Below are 17122 nucleotides of genomic sequence, written 5' to 3' on the forward strand. Positions count from 1 at the left end.
CGATCCCCTTTACGCCCCTCATATGGGCGGCGCGGTCAAATGGCGAACACGCCCCCCTCGACCGACCGCATCTCGCACCTGTTCCCGAAGGTATGGCGGTACCAGAAGTACCTGCCGTCCCAGATTCCATTGGCGGTTACCGTGACCGGGCTGAACACCATCGGGCAGTTCGCCCCCTTGCGCGGCCGGAGTCCGGCGGGGTCGCCCTGGACCTTGGCCAGCGCCGCGCACGCCTCCTTAGCGGCCGGGTGGGACCCGCCCACCGGCCGGCAGTTCAGGAAGGTATACCGGTCGGGGAGATCGGACTCGGATTCGTCCCCCGACGTGACCGTCAAGATCAACGCGCGGACGCCGCCGAGATCCTGTCCCCCGTTGGTTCCCGGCCGGCCGACCAGGGTCATCGGCCCGGGGGCCAAGACGGTGCGTGACTCGGAAACGCCGACGGGCAGAGTCCCGGCATGAGGCGAGGACGCTGCCGCGGACGGCGGTGGCGACGGCGGCGGCGGCTCCTCGGCCGCACGCGCCGGAGTGGCGAGACCGGCGGCGAACGCCGTACCGGCCAGTAGAACAAGGAGTGGCTTCATTGGATCCCCCCGTTTCGGCTGATGGTCAGCCTCCCGGCAGGGGTCGCGCACGATCAAGCGTCCACCCCGGGGCATAGCGAAATCTGACGCATCGCAGATCCCTTTGGTTCCAGCGGTTTCATAACGAGGTGGACACGAAGCTGTGCCGCAACCGTATGGATCTGGAAAAATCACCCCTTAGTATCCATATCCCCACACTGGAAGGTCACAGTGGCCAGGCATCTCGCACTCGGCATCGGCGGCGCCCTCGCCGTCGTGAGTGCGATCGCCGTGCTCGCGAGCGGGGAAGAGCCGGTCCCCCCGGCCGCGCCACCGCTGTCGGTGAGCGCCGCGGCCTTCCTCCAGGGCGGGGTGAGCTCCTATCCCCTGGCCGCGACCAAGGCCGACATGGAACGGGTCGCGGCGTACTGGAGCCCGGAACGGCTGAAGCAGGCGAGCAGCTACGAGCCGAGGACCAAGCCGACCACGCGGGGCGCCACACAGAAGGCGACGACCTCCGCGGCGGAGCTGAGCCGGCTGCACACCCGGGGAGAAGCTGCGCAGCGCAGGGAGACGGCGACGATCGGGACGGCGCCCGGGAAAGGCTCGGCCGTCACCTCTCCCCCCATGGTCGGCAAGGTGTTCTTCAAGGTCGGGACCAAGGAGTACTGGTGCTCGGCCTCGGTCGTGCACTCCAGATACCGCAACGTGGTGGCGACGGCAGGGCACTGCGCCTACGCCCTGTCCCAGGACAGACCGGTCGAGAACTGGATCTTCATTCCGTCCTATCACGACGGCAGGACCGACGCCGGGATCTTCGTGGGCCACACGATCTACATGCACGAGGACTTCGCCGGCAAGGGCGACTTCGATCGCGACTACGCCTTCGTCACGGTCCATCGCGGCTTCACCTGGCAGCCCTACACCCAGGCGGGCAAGGCGAAATATCGGCTGGCCGACGCCGGCCGGGTCGAGGACAAGGTGGGCGCCTTCCGGTTCTCCTCCGGCAAGGCCGCCGCACAGCGGGTGCGGGTCTTCGGTTACCCGGCCGGCGCGCAGCCCGACGGCACTCGGCCGTACAACGGACAGGTCGTCAAGAACTGCGGCGGCACGACGGAGAAGAAGCTCGTCAGCGCGCCGACCTGGCAGCTCGACCACGGGGTGCGGCTGGCCGGCTGCGGCTTCACCTCGGGGGCGAGCGGCGGTCCCTGGGTGATCGGTTACGACAGCGTCAAGCGGACCGGCCATCTCGCGGGCGTCACCAGCCTGACCTGGAACCTGACCGGCGGCGGGCGGCTCGACGCGATCTCCGCCCCCTATTTCAACGCGCTCACCCAGCGGGTGTACGCACAGGCGACCCGCCAGTTCACGGGCTGATCTTCCGGCGCCCGCCCCGACCTGCCCGAGTCCATCTCACACAGGTTGCCTGCCGGAACACGCGCCAATCCGGGTCCACCCGGCGTTCCCGGTCCGCTCCCTCCCGCCCCGGCTCGGTGGTGGTGGTGGTACGGCAGGGCCATCTTTGACGCATCCCCGGCCTCTTCGGTGCCACCGGCGTGATGTGATTCGCATCACAGTTACCACTCTGTAACATCCGCCCCACCCTCCCCAGCGCGGCAGTTCCTGGATCGGGCCAAAAAAGCGTCACCTGCTCCGACACGAATCCGGGCCGGCGGCACACCATAAGTCACGGAAACATCACGATGACTACATGTCATACCGCCCGGAAAATTGGGCCATCCGTGGCGACGATCACGGCTGTATGGTGCTTGCCATCCCTTTACTGACGCATGGGACGCAAAAGGCGTTCCACGACAGACCAAGGAGCATCCATGAAGCGCATCCTCACCTTTGGTGGTGTCGTCGCCACCGCCGGGCTGCTGGCCGCGGGCCTGGGCGCCCCGGCACAGGCCGCCGACAGCGTCGCCGACGTGAACCTGGCCAACACCAATTACGCCGCTTGGCAGGTGGTCGACTTCTGGTTCAAGGAGAACGCCGCCAACCTGATCAACGCCAAGCCGTACGCCGTCGAGACGACGGTCCCGGCCAAGCACGTCTCGGGTGGCGGCCCCTCGGCCGACACCAAGCCGGGTGTGGTTCCGGCGATCGGCGACGAGAAGAAGACCGCGACGAAGTCGAAGAACGTCAACCTGCCCAAGAGCACGGGCAAGGTGTTCTTCCGGGGTTCCGACGGGCAGCCGCACTGGTGCACGGCGACCTCCGTGCAGTCCACCTACCGCAACGTCGTCGCCACTGCCGGCCACTGCGTGTACGACACGGCGTCGAACAAGCAGACCATGGACAGCTGGGTCTTCGTCCCGGGCTACTACCAGGGCAAGACCCCGTGGGGCATCTACGTCGGCAAGACCGCGTTCACGCACTACGACTTCGACGTCTACGAGGACGGCGACCGCGACTACGCGTTCGTCACCGTCTACAACGGTGTGAACCGCGGCGCCATCAAGAGGGCCTCGGACCTCACCGACGCCGAGAAGAAGATCGTCGCGGACTACCGGACGAAGACCAGCCAGGCGCACCCCTACATCTGGTTCAAGCACAAGGGCACCGAGTACTTCCAGTTCCTGACCGACACCGGTCGTCTCGGTGACAATGTGGGCGGCCAGGGCCTGGCCTACAACCAGAAGCTGGGCAAGAACGTCTTCGTGTTCGGCTACCCGAGCGGCTCGCACCCGGACGGCAACAACGCCTACTCCGGCAAGACCCTCAAGTGGTCGTACGGCAAGACCTTCGCCGCGCAGGCCCCGGCCATCAAGGCTCAGGAGCTGCAGGGCATCAAGTCCTCCTTCACCGGCGAGGGCTCGTCGGGTTCGGCCTGGCTGCTCAACTACAAGAGCGCCAAGCGGATCGGCTACCTGAACGGCGTGACCATCGGCGTCTCCGACACCGACGGCAACAAGCGCATCGACACCAGCGTCTCCCCGTACTTCGACGGCGAGACCTACGGCGTCTACAAGGCCGCCGCCGCCCTCTGGTCCGGCAAGATCGTCTGAGTCTCCCGCCACGGAGATCGAGCGATCACCCGCCAGGGGTCCGAACTCTGACGGAACCCAGCTCCAAGCGAAGGGCCCGGCTCTCCAGCCGGGCCCTTCCGGCGTTCTCCTGCCGTTTCACCCGATCCCGGCAGGCCGGTGCCCCACCAGTGCACAGCCCCGCGGGCGTACGGCCTCGCGGGCGCACAAGCTCTCAGGCGCCCAGGCGCTCAGGCGCTCAGGTCGCACGGGCTCTCCGTCTCGGAGCCTCGCGGCCTCGCAACCTCGCGGCCTTGTCGGCGCACGGCCCCGCGGCGGGGCTTAGACGAGACGGCGCATGCTCCGGTGCCGCCATTCCTGTGTGATTTGCGCCACAACAAACTACTTCGATCTTGGTGGATTTCGTCGACACCGCGCGGCAAGACGCCTGTTCCATGCCCGTTCAACTGCGAAGATCCCGGACGCGAAACCATTACTAGGACACTTTCGGCCTGTCATCCAGATAACAGGACGATATCGGCGGCCGGAGCCCTCGACGAGTGCCGAAAGCGGGCCTTCCAGGAAGCGATCTCCGCTGTATGGTGCGTGTCATCCCTTTACTGACGTATGGGACGCAAGGGGCGTTCCACGACAGACCAAGGAGTTTCCATGAAGCGCACTCTCGCCTTCGGTGGCATTGTCGCCACTGCTGGCCTCCTGGCCGCAGGCCTGGCCGCTCCGGCTCAGGCCGCCGGCGACGTCGCCAGCAAGCCGCTGGCCGCCACCGGCATCCAGGCTCACAACATCGCAGCGTTCTGGTTCGCCGAGCGTGCGGCCAACCTGATCCAGGCCACGCCGTACAGCGTCGAGACCCAGGTCGCCGCCAAGCACGTCTCCGGCGGTGGCCCGTCCGCTGACAGCAAGCCCGGTGTGGTTCCGGCGATCGGCGACGAGAAGAAGGCCGCGAGCAAGTCGAAGAACGTCAACCTGCCCAAGACCATGGGCAAGGTGTTCTTCATCGGCGCCGACAACAAGCCGCACTGGTGCACCGCGACCTCGGTGCAGGCGCAGTACCGCAACCTGGTCGCCACGGCCGGACACTGCGTCTACGACACGGCGAGCAACAAGGCCACCCTCGACTACTGGGTGTTCGTGCCGGGTTACTACCAGGGCAAGACCCCGTGGGGTGTCTACGTCGGCAAGCAGGCGTTCACGCACTACGACTTCGACGTGTACGAGGACGCCGACCGCAACTACGCGTTCGTCACCGTGTACAACGGGATCAAGATGCCGCACGCCGGCTTCGACGGCGTCCGGCAGCTGATCAAGGACCGTAAGTGGGACGAGCTGAAGTCCTACGCCTGGTTCAAGGAGGTCGACAAGGCCACCTACCTGGCGTACAAGGCTGAGAACGCTCTCCCCGCCTACGAGGCCGGCGGCAAGTACTACGCGTGGAAGTTCACCGACGCCGGTCGCCTGGGCGACAACGTCGGTGGGCAGGGCATCGCCTACAACCAGAAGCTGGGCAAGAACGTCTTCATGTTCGGCTACCCGAGCGGCTCGCACCCGGACGGCAACTACGCCTACTCCGGCAAGACCCTCAAGTGGTCGTACGGCAAGACCTTCGCCGCGCAGGCCCCGGCCGTCAAGGGCGAGGAGCTGCAGGGCATCAAGTCGTCCTTCACCGGCGAGGGCTCGCTCGGTTCGGCCTGGCTGCTCAACTACAAGAGCGCCAAGCGGATCGGCTACCTGAACGGTGTGACCATCGGCGTGGCCGACAGCGACGGCAACAAGCGCATCGACACCAGCGTCTCCCCGTACTTCGACGGCGAGACCATCGGTGTCTACAACGCGGCCAAGAGCCTGTGGTCCGGCTCGATCGCCTAGTCTTCGCCCCCGCGAAGACACGGTGATCGGCTGTCAGGGGTCCAAACCCTGACATTCCCCGGCTTCACCGGCACAGCTTCACCTGTTTCATCCCAGGGCCCGGCTCTCAGCCGGGCCCTGCGGCTTTTCCGAAACACGGCTCCGGCGACAGGGTGGTGTGATTCACCTCACATCAACACATTCCGGTCCCGGTCGAATTCCCTTACCAATCGAGGAAAGAGCGCATGCGCACGCCTCTCAGCTGCGCGGATATTCGCTGTCGACACTTGTCCAGCACTTTTGCCGCCTGTCATCCACATAACGGGACCGTCTCGGTCGGAAAACGGTCGAGTTCGCCGGAAACAGGGTCTACCAGGAGGAAATCTCCGCAGTAAAGTGCTGACCATCCCTTTACTGACGTGAGGAATGCAGTGGCGTTCCGCGACAGACCAAGGAGTTTCCCCGTGAAGCGCTCTTTCGCCTTCGGTGGCGTCGTCGCCGCCGCCGGCCTGCTGGCCGCAGGCCTGGCCACCCCCGCTCAGGCCGCCGACGAGGTCGCCAAGGACGTCCTGGCCGGCACCCCCTACGCCGCCAACCAGATCGCCCAGTACTGGCTGGGCGAGGCCCGGGCCAACCTGATTCAGGCGACGCCGTACGCCGTGGAGACGCAGATCCCGGCGAAGCACGTGTCCAAGGGCGGGCCCACCGCCGACACCAAGCCGGGTGTCGTTCCGGCGATCGGCGACGAGAAGAAGACCGCGAGCAAGTCGAAGAACGTCAACCTGCCCAAGACCACGGGCAAGGTGTTCTTCATCGGCGCGGACAGGAAGCCGCACTGGTGCACCGCCACCTCGGTGCAGTCGCAGTACCGCAACCTGGTCGCCACGGCCGGGCACTGCGTGTACGACACCGAGTCCAACAAGGCCACGATGGACAAGTGGGTCTTCGTCCCGGGCTACTACCAGGGCAAGACCCCGTGGGGCATCTACGTGGGTAAGCAGGCCTTCACCCACTACGACTTCGACGTCTACGAGGACGGCGACCGCGACTACGCGTTCGTCACCGTCTACAACGGTGTCGCGCTGAACGGCGCCTCCGAGGTCACCGCGGCCGAGTACGCCAAGTACGCCAGGGACGTGCGTGACCTCAAGAGCTACACGTTCAAGACCAAGGCCGGGCTGGACGCCTTCCTGAAGGCGAACCCGAAGGCCTCCGACAGGTCCACGAAGAAGACCGAGACCACCTACGAGGTCGACAAGACCAAGGTCGTCGCCAAGGGCACCGAGCACTCGACCCTCAACGACAGCGCGACGATCGAGGAGTTCCTGAAGTTCAACCTCGGCAAGAAGGCCGACGACCTGAAGGACCTCTTCACGCCGAAGGAGGGCACGGGCTTCACCAGCACCCAGCTCACCAAGGACGAATACACGGCCGCCGTCCCCAAGGTCGCCGGGTTCCCCCTCCCCTTCCACATCACCAAGGACCACAAGACCGTCTACTACACCACCGGCATCGGGAACAACGCCAAGTACTACAAGCGGACCTTCTGGGTGAACTACGGCTTCAAGGTCAACACCAAGGAGATCTGGACGTACAAGGCGGAGCGCTACTTCGCGCTCGCGCTGAAGGACGCCGGCCGCCTGGGTGACAACGTCGGTGGTCAGGGCCTGGCCTACAACCAGAAGGTCGGCAAGGCGGTCTTCGTGTTCGGCTACCCGAGCGGCTCGCACCCGGACGGCAACTACGCCTACTCCGGCAAGACCCTCAAGTGGAGCTACGGCAAGACCTTCGCCGCGCAGGCTCCCGCGATCAAGGCCGAGGAGCTCGTGGGGGTCAAGTCGTCCTTCACCGGTGAAGGCTCCTCGGGCTCGGCGTGGCTGCTCAACTATGTGAGCAACCGCCGCATCGGCTACCTGAACGGCGTGACCATCGGCGTCTCCGACACCGACGGCAACAAGCGCATCGACACCAGCGTCTCCCCGTACTTCGACGGCGAGACCTACGGCGTCTACAAGGCCGCGGCCGCCCTCTGGTCCGGCAAGATCGTCTGAGTCTCCGGCTCCTGAAGCGACGAGCACACGGGGTCTGGCTTCCGGCCGGACCCCGCCGTGTCTTCTCCGGGCGGCGGCCGGATCCCTCGTACGGCAGGTCCCGTTTTAGACGGACCCGACGCGGCGAAACGTGCCGCCCGGATAACGTGATTCGCCTCACATCGACGGAACGATGCGAGAAGGATCTCTCCGCGGCACCCTTCGCGTCCGCCCGTCACCCGAGCACTGATCTGCGCGTTCGCCGGCATCGATCCCGGGCCTCACGATCTCCCGAAGATAACGGAACGATCTCGATGCGGTCCGGCGCGAACGTCTCACCGTGAACCGCTTCCCGGTGGTCATGCGCCCGGTAGTGTTCTTTGACGTTCCCTTTACTGACGCTTGGAGCGGAGATGACCGTTCCACGCCAGAGCATGGAGAATTACGTATGAAGCGCACCCTCGTCTTCGGTGGCGGCGTCGCCGCCGCCGGCCTTCTGGCCGCAGGTCTGGTCGCCCCGGCCCAGGCGGCCAATGATGTGAAGTCCACGAACCTGGCCAATACCAACTTCGCGGCCTGGCAGGTCATCAACTACTGGTGGGGCGAGAAGCATTCCAACTTCGTGAACGCCACGCCGTACAACGTCGAGACCGACGTCAAGCGGGCGAAGCACATCTCCACCGGCGGTCCCTCTGCCGACAGCAAGGCGGGGATCGTCCCGGCGATCGGCGACGAGAAGAAGGCCGCGAGCAAGTCGAAGAACGTCAACCTGCCCCGGACCACGGGCAAGGTGTTCTTCCGCGGCGCCGACGGCAAGCCGCACTGGTGCTCGGCCACCTCGGTGCAGTCGCAGTACCGCAACCTGGTCGCCACGGCCGGGCACTGCGTCTACGACACCGTGAGCAACAAGGCCACGCTCGACAAGTGGGTCTTCGTCCCGGGCTACTACCAGGGCAAGACCCCGTGGGGCATCTACGTGGGTAAGACCGCGTACACGCACTACGACTTCGACGTGTACGAGGACGGCGACCGCAACTACGCGTTCGTCACCGTCTACAACGGCGTGCTTCCCGACGGCTGGGACCGCAAGAAGCGCCGGATGAAGATCAAGGACGTCGGCCGTCTCGGCGACAACGTCGGCGGTCAGGGCCTGGCCTACAACCAGAAGGTCGGCGTGAACGTCTTCGTGTTCGGTTACCCGAGCGGGTCGCACCCGGACGGCAACCACGCCTTCAACGGCAAGACCCTCAAGTGGACCTACGGCAAGACCTTCGCGGTCCAGGCCCCGGCCATCAAGGGCGAGGAGCTCATCGGCACCAAGTCCTCCTTCACCGGTCAGGGCGCCATCGGCTCCTCCTGGCTGCTCCAGTACAAGAGCGCCAAGCGGATCGGCTACCTGAACGGCGTGACCATCGGCGTCTCCGACACCGACGGCAACAAGCGCTACGACACCAGCGTCTCCCCGTACTTCGACGGCGAGACCTACGGCGTCTACAAGGCCGCCATCTCCAACTGGTCCGGCAAGATCGCCTGACGTCTTGGCCCAGGCCCGCAGGGCCCCGCTGTCGCGACACCGACGGCGGGGCCCGTCGGCGGGAACCCGGCTCGCACCTTCCAGACCCTGTCGTTCCCCGCCGCCGCGGGCGAACCTCCCGGGGACGGTGGGGCGAACCCGCGCATCAGTGTCATCGAGGCTCCGGCGGCTACGCCGGGGCCTCGATGCGTTCGCGGGCTACTTAGACGTTCGGGGAGCCTGAACGGTGCCGGTTCTTCGATGTGATTCAGGCCACACTGATCTCAACATGTGAGACGACGGCGGCCGTCCATCCAACGCGAACCGATCCGCGCGGCCGGTGGCCCGATCTGCGGATACATGGAACAAGCAGCGAGAATCCGGCCGACCAAATCAACATCACGGAAACATCTCACAGCTCATCAAGATCAAAAATTTGTGGGAGCGCTTCCCCTGCCCAAGATCATCGAAGTATGGTCCTTACCATCCCTTTACTGACGTATGGGGCGCATAACCGTCCCGCGACAGAGCAATGGAGAAGAACCCCGTGAAGCGCTCCCTCGCCTTCGGCGGCGTCGTCGCCACCGCAGGCCTCCTGGCCGCAGGCCTCGCCGCTCCCGCACAGGCCGCCGGTGACACCGTGGCGGACGCCCCCCTCGCCGCCACCGGTATCGCCGCGCAGAACATCGCGGCACTCTGGCTGGCCGAAGGCGCCGCCAACCTGGAATCGGCCAAGCCGTACAACATCGAGACTCCGCTCAAGTCCAAGCACACCTCCGTGAGCTCCCCCGCCGGGGATGACAAGCCGGGCATCGTGCCGGCGATCGGCGACGAGAAGAAGAGCACCGCCGGCAAGTCGAAGAACGTCAACCTGCCCCGCACCGTCGGCAAGGTCTTCTTCGCCGAAAAGATCCAGTGGGTTCGGGGCAAGCAGGGCCGCCTCTACCCCAAGGCCGTCAACGCCCACTGGTGCTCGGCCACCTCGGTCCAGTCGACCTACCGCAACCTGGTCGCCACGGCCGGTCACTGCGCGTACGACACCAAGAGCAACAAGAGCACCCTGAACTACTGGGTGTTCGTCCCGGGCTACTACAAGGGCAAGACGCCGTTCGGCATCTACGTCGGCAAGCAGGCCTTCACCCACTACGACTACGACGTCTACGAGGACGGCGACCGCGACTACGCCTTCGTCACCGTCTACAACGGCCTGAAGATGCCGATCGGCGGCATCAAGGACATCAGCGAGATGGTCAAGGCCGGAAAGTGGGACGAGCTCCAGCAGTACGCCGCCTACAAGGAGGTCGACAAGGCCACCTACGACGCCTACGTCAAGGCCGGCTTCTACAAGGAGCACGTCGGCTACTACACCGTGCCGGCGAGGTTCAGCAAGGACAGGAAGAACCACTACTTCGTCCTGAAGTTCGCCGACGCGGGTCGCCTGGGCGACAACGTGGGCGGCCAGGGCATCGCCTACAACCAGAAGCTCGGTGCCAACGTCTTCGTGTTCGGCTACCCGAGCGGCGCGCACCCGGACGGCACGCGCGCGTTCACCGGGCTGACCGCCAAGTGGTCGTACGGCAAGACCTTCGCCGCGCAGGCCCCGGCCATCAAGGCCGAGGAGCTCATGGGCGTCAAGTCCTCGTTCACCGGTGAGGGCTCGTCGGGTTCGGCCTGGCTGCTCCAGTACAAGAGCGCCAAGCGCGTCGGCTACCTCAACGGCGTGACCATCGGCATCTCCGACCGCGACGGCAACAAGCGGATCGACACCAGCCTCTCGCCGTACTTCGACGGCGAGACCTACGGCGTCTACAAGGCCGCCGCCGCCGTCTGGTCGGGCTCGATCGCCTGATCATCCGGCTCTCGCCGAATCGTCCGGCCAGCACAGGGCCCGGCTCCCCCCGCCGGGCCCTGTGCCTTTTCCGGTTCTTCTTCGGCCTCTCCCCCGCATTTCCCCTCACGGCCCACCCGGCCGTTTCCGCTATGAAGCCCGCGCGCTGTATGTTCCGATGCGTCCGATGAATGCGTCGGCGGTATTTCAGCGCGAGGAGTTTCGGTGAAGGGCATGCCCCTTTCTGCCCGGGGTGTGGTGGCGATGGCATTCGTGCTCGTTGCGGGCATGCCGGCCCCCGCCCAGGCCCAGGCGGTCCCCGGCCTGATCCCCAGGATGGGCGGCTACGACATCGCCGTGAGCGACATCCTCGCCACCTCGTCGGCGGTCGCCTCGACGGCGTCGTTCTGGCTGGAGCAGGGCGGCCGGGCACTGCTGTCCGCGACGCCGTACACCCCGGAGACCGAGATCGCCGCGCAACGCGCCTTCGACGACGGACCCGGCCCCGACGGCGCGCCGGGCCTGGTGACGGCGATCGCCGGGACGGCGGCGAAGCGGGCCGCAGCGGACCCGGCGCCGAGCGGCGGAACCGGGAACGGCGGGCTCACGAACCGCGGATCGAAGAACGTCAACCTGCCCAAAACCGTGGGCAAGGCGTTCTTCATCGGGGCCGACGGTCACCCGCACTGGTGCTCGGCGACATCCGTACGCTCCGATCACGGCAACCTGGTCGCGACGGCCGGACACTGCGTCTACGACGTCCGTCCCGGCACGGCCGCCACCACCATGCGCAACTGGGTCTTCATCCCGGGATATCGACGAGGCGGCGCGCCGTGGGGCGTCTACGTCGGCAGGCAGGCCTTCACCCACCGCGACTTCGCCACCTATGGAGACGCCGACCGCGACTACGCCTTCGTCAACGTCCACACCGGCCTCACACCACAGCGCGCCGGAGCCACGGACCGGTCCCCGAGCCAGTCCCCGGACCAGTCCCCGAAGCGGTCATCGGAGCAGTCCACGAACCGGTCCGCGACCCGGCAGGAGAACCCGCCGGACCTGACGGACACCGGGCGCCTCGGTGACCGAGTCGGCGGCCAGGGCATCGCCTACAACCTGAAGATCGGCAGGACCCTCGTCGTCATCGGCCATCCCACCCGCGGCGGCGATTCTCTCGTCAGCTCGTACGGCAGGCCGTACGGCGCGGCGGATCCCGCCATCAAGGCGACGGGGCTGATCGGCCTGCGGCCTGCCCGTGCCGACGCGACCGGCTCCCCCTGGCTGGCCGGCTACCGCGGCCCCCGCGGTCTCGGTTACCTCAACGGCCTCACCATCGGCTTCGCGGGATCGGGCCGTACGGCCACCGCCGTCTCCCCCTATTTCGACGGCGAGCTCCACATGGTCTACCAGGCCGCCCGCAAATCCCGACCTTGACGTAAAAAGAATACAGAGGCTAAAACCACCAGAAATCCGTCATCTTTCCTGCCGGCAACTATGTGATGCAGGTTTCTGAGATCCTTTACTGATACATGGGACAAATGAGCTCATGTCCAGCGAACATGTCCATCTCAGGAGCTGCCCCCCTCATGAAGCAGCGTGTGCTTCTCCCCGTCGTCGCGGCCGCCGGCCTGGTCGCCGCGACCGTCACCGTCACCGGGCCGGTCCAGGCCGCGCCCAAGAAGGCCGCCGGTACGAAACTCGCCTCCGCTTCCGAGGCGTCCAAGGCCGTCACGTTCTGGCTGACCGACAGCGGCGCCAATCTGAAGGCGGCCAAGCCGTACGGCCTGGAACACAAGGCCGCACCCAAGCACGTCTCCACGGGCGGCGGCCCGGCGGCGGACGGCAGGCCGGGCGTCGTACAGGCGATCGGCTACGCGAAGCCGACGTCGGGCAAGTCGAAGAACGTCAACCTGCCCAAGACCGTCGGCCGGGTCTTCTTCGCCATCGGCAACGGCCTCTACTCCTGCACCGCCACCTCCGTCCAGTCGCAGTACCGCAACCTGGTCGCCACCGCCGGGCACTGCGTCTACGACCTCGACGGCCACGCCGTGGCCGACTGGGTCTTCATTCCGGGCTACTACGACGGCAAGGCGCCCTGGGGCGCCTACATCGGCAAGCAGGCGTTCACCCACCACGACTTCGACGTCTACGAGGACGTCGACCGCGACTACGCCTTCGTCACCGTCTACAACGGCGTGCGGTACGACGCGCGGAAGGACGTGTTCGTCGACGTCGGCCCGCTGGGCAAGAACGTCGGCGGCCAGGGCCTCGCCTACAACCAGAAGGTCGGCGGATCGGTCTTCGTCTTCGGCTACCCCATGCTCGCGCACGCTGACGGCAACGCCGTCTGGACGGGCGAGAAGCTCAAGTGGTGCTACGGCAAGCCGTTCTTCCCGGTCAAGGAGGCCTCCGTCAAGGTCGAGGAGCATGTCGGCCTCAAGTGCTCGATGACCGGCGGCTCCTCCGGCGGCCCCTGGATCCTGAAGTACAACAGCGCCCGCCGGCTCGGCTACCTCAACGGCGTCACCAGCCTGGGCGGCGACACCGACGGCAACGGCCGTACCGACACGATCACCTCGGCGTACTTCGACGGCGAGACCTACAGCGTCTACAAGGCCGCCTACCCGCTCTGGTCCGGCTCGATCGTGCGCAAGGACGGCTCGCTCGGCATCACCGAGGTCCAAGGCCGCTGATCCACGCCCTGTGATCCACAGCGCCGTGATCGACTATGCCCTTGTCGCACGGCGCCTCGGTTCACTCGCCGATTCACACCGCGCCGGCCGGCACGCGGTTCTCCACGGGCCGGCCGCAGCGCTCGATCAGCGCCGCCACCCGCGGCTGCTTCGCGTACGGCTCAAGCCGTACGCGCAGGTCCGCGACGTACGACCGGGTCCTGACCGACTGGATGCCCTCGGCCAGGTCGAGTGCCGACGTGGCGGCCTCGCACGCCTCCTCCAGCTCACCCCGCTGGATGAGCGCGGACGCCAGCAACGAGAAGTTGAACATCTTGCCGCGGACATACCGCCCGTCCATCACCAGCGACCGCCTGGCATGCCGTACGGCTCCGTCCCCATCGCCCAGGTCGCGCAGGCAGTGGGCCGACTTGGCCGCGAGATACGCCTCGTCGAAGTAGCCGATCCAACTCGGCTCGTCCCGGGGCGAACGCCGGTCGAAGGCGACGTCGGCGGCGTGCAGGGACGCGGCGCACGCCGAGCCGTCGCCGAGCAGGGCGAACGCGTGCGCCTCCAGCACCCGGGCCTCGGCGAGCAGCGAGAACACTCCGGAGCGCTCGGCCGCCATCACCGCCGCCCCGGCCAGCTCGAGCCCGTGCCGGGGCTGCCCTATGTAGATCGCCTGGTGGCTCATCCCCGCGAGGATCTCACCGGCGAGGCCGTCATCGCCCGCGCTGCGGGCCAGCCCCAGCGCCTGGATCAGATAGCGCTGGGCGAGTCCATGTCGTTCCAGGTCGTAGGCCATCCAGCCGGCGAGACGGGTCAGCTCGGCCGCCGCCGTCGCCAGCGCACGCCCGGTGGCGTCGCCGTACGACCCTTCGCGCAGCAGCGGGGTCACCGCCGTGTGCAGATATCGCACCACCGGCCCCCGGATGCTGCCGCCGCCGAACCGGTTGTCCAGTTCGCCGAACGAACGGGTGACCTCCCGGATCGAGGCCACATCGGAGGCGCCGACGCGGCGCGGGCCGTCGGCGGAGAGCCGTTCCGGGGAGGAGGTCGTCAGCCAGCGTCCGACCCCCACCGAGCCCGCTCCCAGCGCGAAAGTGGAGTCGATGAGGAACCTGCGCCGCTCGACGTCGGCCCGCCACAGTGCTGTCACGCTCGCCACGCCCTCCTCCCATGAGTGGGGGAACTCCTGCCCGATGCCGAGAGGTACCGCTCCGGCGGACACGCCGACGGCATCGTCAGCGCGCCGGCGCACGGCCCTACGTGAGAACAACCCGGCCAGCAGGCCGGGCAGCCGGCCGGCGCGGAACGGCCGGGCATCGGCGGGACACCGTTGCGACGACAGGTCGGGGGCACTTCGCATCGCTCTCCTCACCAGGACAGGTATAGCCGGTAGGTAACGGAGAGCTTTCTTTATAGCACGGACCGTGAACCCTTAAAGGGATTACCAAGTGTTCATCGCCGTGAAACCGATCGGGGCCGGTGAGCGGGGTGTGCTCACCGGCCCCGGTTCGCCCGCCGTCCGTTTTCTCTGGTCGACGGGATCGATCGATGCCGATTCCGTGGCGATCCGGTCGTCCTGCCGTACGGAGACCGGGATCAGGCCACGCGGATCAAGACGGTCACTTGCGCGCGACGCCGTCCTCACGGGCCTGGCGGGCCACTGCGGCGGTCACCGCCGGAGCCACCCGCGCGTCGAACGGCGAGGGGATCACGTACGCCTCCGAGACATCGTCGCCGACCACCTCGGCCAGCGCGGTGGCTGCGGCCACCTTCATGTTCTCGGTGATCGCCGTGGCCCGGACGTCGAGCGCCCCGCGGAAGACCCCGGGGAAGGCCAGCACGTTGTTGATCTGGTTCGGGTGGTCGGAGCGCCCCGTCGCCACGACCCTGGCGTGCCGCGCCGCCACGGCGGGCTCCACCTCGGGCGTCGGGTTGGACAGCGCGAAGACGATCGCGTCCGGCGCCATGGAGGCGATGGCCTCCTCCGACACCGTCGACCCGGACAGGCCGACGAAGACGTCGGCCCCGGCGAGCGCCTGCTCGGTCGACCCGGTGAGGCCGAGCTTGTTACCGTCGCGGGCCAGCGCCGCCTTGACGGAGTTCAGTCCCTCCCGGCCGGCGTAGATGACGCCCTTGGAGTCGGAGACCGCGATGTCGCCGATGCCGGCTCCCATCAGGATGCGGGAGACGGCCACCCCGGAGGCGCCCGCGCCGGCCACGACCGCGCGGAGCTCCCCGAGCGAGCGCCCGGTCAGGCGCGCGGCGTTCTGCAGCGCGGCGAGGACGACGATGGCCGTGCCGTGCTGGTCGTCGTGGAAGACGGGAATTTCGAGCAGATCACGCAGCCGCTCCTCGATTTCGAAGCAGCGCGGCGCGCTGATGTCCTCGAGGTTGATGCCCCCGAACGAGGGCGCGAGCCGGACGATGGTCTCGATTATCGCGTCGGTGTCGGTGCAGTCGAGGCAGATCGGCACGGCGTCGACGTTGCCGAACTCCTTGAACAGCAGCGCCTTGCCCTCCATGACGGGCATGGCGCCGGCCGGTCCGATGTCGCCGAGACCCAGCACCGCTGTGCCGTCGGACACAACGGCGACCACGTTCGACACCCAGGTGTAGTCGTTGACCAGGTCAGGGGTGTCCGCGATCGCGGTGCAGACACGGGCGACCCCGGGCGTGTAGGCAAGGGACAGATCATCCGCGTTCCGGACCGCGATGGTGGAACGGACCTCCAGCTTGCCGCCGCGGTGCAGGGCGAAAGCGGGATCCAGGTCGAGAGATTCGAGAGAAACAGGTGAGACGGTCACAGCGACCCCAGTGTCATAAGGACGATTTCCTTCGGTAGACGCCTCAAGAAACGAGGGACCCAGGCTTCGGTAGCCGCCGGAGGCCGTCGTCGATTGACGGTCGTCTCTAAGGGGGTACGGGGGTCACCCGTTCCCCGATTGTGCCACACGACGGGCACCTCGTCTGAAGGCAGGTGTTCCCCTGAGGCCCGCCGCGTGTAATACTCAGTCTTATAAATGATCCCTTACGTACCTAGGCGTCCCAGTGGACTTGACGTCATACGCCGAGCTGGCCGTCCTGCTGGTGAACAGGGGCGACGAGCTCAGGGGTCTCACCGAGCTGCGGGAGCTGCTCGAGGAGGCCGGCCGCGGAGAGGCGGCCGCCCGGATCACCCGGAGGGATCTCGACGCCCTGCGGGAACTGCGCGAAGAGCTCACCGGGGTCTTCCATGCCGCGGCCGAGGGTGACGAGGACGACGTCGTAGAGCGGCTCAACGGCCTCCTGGTCCGGCATCCCGTGCATCCGCAGATCTCGGGCCACGAAGGCCAGCGCTGGCACATGCATCTGACCGAGGGCGGGCGGGTGGCCGACGCGCTCGCCGTGGGCTCCGTCATGGGCCTGGCGAGTGTGATCACCGGTCTCGGCGTCGACCGTCTCGGCATCTGCCAGGCCGCGCCCTGCCGCAACGTCTACCTCGACACCTCCTCGAACCGGTCCCGCCGCTACTGCTCGGAGCGCTGCGCCAGCCGCGCCAACGTGGCCGCCTACCGAGCACGCAAGCGCGGCGCCTGACCCCAACCTCCCCGCCCCCTCCATGCCCGTGATCTTGCGAATGCTCGCACATCGGGCCAGGACCAGCGGGTTTCACGTCCGTGATCTTGCAGTTTCTCG

Annotated in this window: 12 protein-coding genes; 9 read left to right on the forward strand and 3 right to left on the reverse strand. The window is 67.0% G+C overall.

Annotated features, from left to right (window positions below):
* Window positions 1-35: 35 nt before the first annotated feature.
* Window positions 36-584: an SSI family serine proteinase inhibitor gene (locus tag ACQP1K_RS23130; protein ID WP_433497792.1), complete on the reverse strand. Its 549-nt coding sequence runs from the start codon at window positions 582-584 to the stop codon at window positions 36-38.
* Between the two features lie 210 nt (window positions 585-794).
* Here ACQP1K_RS23130 and ACQP1K_RS23135 point away from each other — a divergent pair, with 210 nt between their 5' ends.
* The 8 genes from ACQP1K_RS23135 to ACQP1K_RS23170 all read left to right on the forward strand — a co-directional run bounded on the left by ACQP1K_RS23135 (window position 795) and on the right by ACQP1K_RS23170 (window position 13459).
* Window positions 795-1940 carry a trypsin-like serine peptidase gene (locus ACQP1K_RS23135; protein WP_433497793.1) on the forward strand — a complete coding sequence of 382 codons (1146 nt, stop codon included), beginning with the start codon at window positions 795-797 and terminating at the stop codon, window positions 1938-1940.
* A 455-nt stretch (window positions 1941-2395) separates the two neighbouring features.
* A complete protein-coding gene (locus tag ACQP1K_RS23140; RefSeq protein ID WP_433497794.1) occupies window positions 2396-3574 on the forward strand; it encodes a trypsin-like serine peptidase in 1179 nt (392 codons plus the stop codon).
* A gap of 627 nt (window positions 3575-4201) precedes the next feature.
* The gene (locus ACQP1K_RS23145) at window positions 4202-5419 is read left to right on the forward strand and encodes a trypsin-like serine peptidase (protein WP_433497795.1); all 1218 of its coding nucleotides are present in this window, start codon (window positions 4202-4204) and stop codon (window positions 5417-5419) included.
* Between the two features lie 443 nt (window positions 5420-5862).
* The gene (locus ACQP1K_RS23150; protein ID WP_433497796.1) at window positions 5863-7449 is read left to right on the forward strand and encodes a trypsin-like serine peptidase; all 1587 of its coding nucleotides are present in this window, start codon (window positions 5863-5865) and stop codon (window positions 7447-7449) included.
* Window positions 7450-7876: 427 nt separating this feature from the next.
* Window positions 7877-8962: a trypsin-like serine peptidase gene (locus tag ACQP1K_RS23155; protein WP_433497797.1), complete on the forward strand. Its 1086-nt coding sequence runs from the start codon at window positions 7877-7879 to the stop codon at window positions 8960-8962.
* A gap of 526 nt (window positions 8963-9488) precedes the next feature.
* Window positions 9489-10790, forward strand: coding sequence for a trypsin-like serine peptidase (locus tag ACQP1K_RS23160; protein ID WP_433497798.1), 1302 nt, complete (start codon window positions 9489-9491; stop codon window positions 10788-10790).
* A 213-nt stretch (window positions 10791-11003) separates the two neighbouring features.
* Window positions 11004-12200 carry a trypsin-like serine peptidase gene (locus ACQP1K_RS23165; protein ID WP_433501625.1) on the forward strand — a complete coding sequence of 399 codons (1197 nt, stop codon included), beginning with the start codon at window positions 11004-11006 and terminating at the stop codon, window positions 12198-12200.
* Window positions 12201-12352: 152 nt separating this feature from the next.
* Window positions 12353-13459, forward strand: a complete 1107-nt coding sequence (locus ACQP1K_RS23170) for a trypsin-like serine peptidase (RefSeq protein WP_433497799.1) — start codon at window positions 12353-12355, stop codon at window positions 13457-13459.
* Between the two features lie 73 nt (window positions 13460-13532).
* Here ACQP1K_RS23170 and ACQP1K_RS23175 read toward each other — a convergent pair whose 3' ends face one another.
* Both ACQP1K_RS23175 and ACQP1K_RS23180 read right to left on the reverse strand, forming a co-directional pair.
* Entirely contained in the window at window positions 13533-14807 is a 1275-nt protein-coding gene (locus ACQP1K_RS23175; RefSeq protein WP_433497800.1) for a hypothetical protein, read from the reverse strand.
* Between the two features lie 259 nt (window positions 14808-15066).
* Window positions 15067-16251, reverse strand: a complete 1185-nt coding sequence (locus tag ACQP1K_RS23180) for an NAD(P)-dependent malic enzyme (RefSeq protein WP_433497801.1) — start codon at window positions 16249-16251, stop codon at window positions 15067-15069.
* A 244-nt stretch (window positions 16252-16495) separates the two neighbouring features.
* Here ACQP1K_RS23180 and ACQP1K_RS23185 point away from each other — a divergent pair, with 244 nt between their 5' ends.
* Complete coding sequence (locus ACQP1K_RS23185; RefSeq protein ID WP_433497802.1) at window positions 16496-17023, forward strand: CGNR zinc finger domain-containing protein; 528 nt, start codon at window positions 16496-16498, stop codon at window positions 17021-17023.
* Window positions 17024-17122 lie beyond the last annotated feature (99 nt).

Origin of the sequence: Sphaerimonospora sp. CA-214678 (genome assembly GCF_050942215.1) — a bacterium.
Classification (GTDB): Bacteria; Actinomycetota; Actinomycetes; order Streptosporangiales; family Streptosporangiaceae; genus Sphaerimonospora.